Consider the following 1,821-nt stretch of genomic DNA (forward strand, 5'->3'; position numbering starts at 1 on the left):
TCTCCACAATTATTGAGTAGATTGATAATAAAGCAGAGGAAAAGTTCAGGAAACGAGATTTAGATATAATATAAGCAATTACAAATACAAACGAGTATTTGTCAGTTCTGCGAAATGGACATACTTATGTATCTTAAATGTGATTGAGTTACAAGAAAGGGTTCAGTTAGCGGAAAAAGTTCTATGACGTAATGGAAAATTAAATAGGCAATTAAGAAATTCTCATCACCTTGTAGTCAATTTTTTTTGGTGAAAAGGAAGTGAAATAAGGGCGTATGGGGGATGCCTTGGCTCTCAGAGGCGACGAAAGACGTGATAAGCTGCGAAAAGTTGCGGGGATTGGCAAATACGAATAGATCCGCAAATGTCTGAATGGGGCAACCCAGTATCTTGAAGAGATATTACCGAAAGGAGCAAACGTGGGGAACTGAAACATCTAAGTACCCATAGGAGAAGAAAACAATAGTGATTCCCTAAGTAGTGGTGAGCGAAAAGGGACAAGCCCAAACCGTTATCGTTGCGGCGTTAGCGGGGTTGTAGGACTGTTAAATTAATATGCGCGAAATTGAATCCGTTGGGAATCGGAGCCATAGCGGGTGATAGCCCCTTAAATGTAAGTTAAATATTAATATCAGTATCCTGAGTAGGCGGGAGCCGGTGAAACTCCCGTTGAATCTGCCGGCACCATCCGGTAAGGCTAAATACTCCTGAGAGACCGATAGTGAACAAGTACCGTGAGGGAAAGGTGAAAAGTACCCTGAATAAGGGGGTGAAAAGTGTCTGAAACCATACGCTTACAAGCGGTCGGAGCCCTTTTGTGGGGTGACGGCGTGCCTTTTGCATAATGAGCCTACGAGTTATCTTTATTGGCAAGGTTAAGTTGTTAAGCAATGAAGCCGGAGCGAAAGCGAGTCTTAACAGGGCGTATAGTCAGTGGAGGTAGACGCGAAACTTGGTGATCTACCCTTGACCAGGTTGAAGTCCCAGTAACATGGGATGGAGGACCGAACCAGGAGACGTTGAAAAGTCTTTGGATGAGTTGAGGGTAGGGGTGAAAGGCCAATCAAACCAAGAAATAGCTCGTACTCCCCGAAATGCTTTTAGGAGCAGCCTCGGGATTATTCTAACGGAGGTAGAGCTACCGATAGGACTAGGGGGCCTCACAGCCTACCAAATTCTGACGAACTCCGAATGCCGTTAGATTTACTCGGGAGTGAGGGCATGGGTGCTAAGGTCCATGTCCGAGAGGGAAAGAACCCAGACCATCCGCTAAGGTCTCCAAGTAATGACTAAGTTGAACAAAGGAGGTTTTGTTGCTGAGACAGCCAGGAGGTTAGCTTGGAAGCAGCTATTCCTTTAAAGAGTGCGTAACAGCTCACTGGTCGAGCGACAGAGCGTCGATAATAAACGGGCATTAAGTCATTCACCGAAGCGGTGGATTAGTAATAGTGGTAGGGGAGCATTCTAGCGACGGCGAAGATGAGCTGTAAGGCTTGTTGGAGTTTCTAGAAAAGCAAATGTAGGCATAAGTAACGATAATGAACGTGAGAAACGTTCACACCGAAAGACCAAGGTTTCCTGAACAACGTTAATCGGATCAGGGTTAGTCGGACGCTAAGGCGTAGCCGAAAGGCGCAGCTGATGCACAACAGGTTAATATTCCTGTACTAGTTATATCAGTGATGGGGTAACGGAGTATTGAAAGCCTCGCGACGTGACGAAATACGTCGTTGAAGGGTGTAGGTAAATTTTTAGTAGGCAAATCCGCTAGAAATGCTGAACCTGATAGTACTACAAGCCTTCGGGTGCGTAGATAGTAGG

1 rRNA gene is annotated in these 1,821 nt (G+C 45.4%); it reads left to right on the top strand.

What is annotated here, in order from left to right:
- Window positions 1-255 precede the first annotated feature (255 nt).
- Window positions 256-1,821 (top strand): 23S ribosomal RNA (locus Q0954_RS33820); the annotation flags it as partial.

Source organism: uncultured Microscilla sp. (genome assembly GCF_947493425.1).
GTDB lineage: Bacteria > Bacteroidota > Bacteroidia > Cytophagales > Microscillaceae > Microscilla.